Consider the following 353-nt stretch of genomic DNA (forward strand, 5'->3'; position numbering starts at 1 on the left):
ATCGCCGCCCTGCTCGACACCGCCGGCACCCCGTCCCACGAGGCCGACCGCCGCCGCCACCACCGCCGGCTCCCGCACCACATCGACATCCTCGGTCAGACACATCAACTGCGACGACCCCGCCACCACGCGCGCCAACACCCTCAACCACCACGCCCCCACCCCCCCCCCCCCGGCCAACCACCAGCCCCCACCCCGCACCACACAAAACACACAAACCGCACGCCCCCCTCCTTGGTGCCGAGCCGGCCGCCGGCCGCGGCGCGGGGCCGCCCGGCGCGGGCGGGCCGGCCGTCGGCGCCCTCCTGGCGGACCTCGCCGCCGCCCTCGACCAGGCCGGTGTCCGCCTGCCC

General features: G+C 77.9%; 1 protein-coding gene. It reads right to left on the reverse strand.

The genetic code is table 11. From position 1 onward, the window contains the following. Nucleotides 1-143 precede the first annotated feature (143 nt). A partial coding sequence (locus tag PUR61_RS45180; protein WP_329876679.1) for a hypothetical protein occupies nucleotides 144-353 on the reverse strand: 210 nt, incomplete at its 5' end.

The organism is Streptomyces sp. BE20 (assembly GCF_036322525.1).
Lineage (GTDB): Bacteria > Actinomycetota > Actinomycetes > Streptomycetales > Streptomycetaceae > Kitasatospora.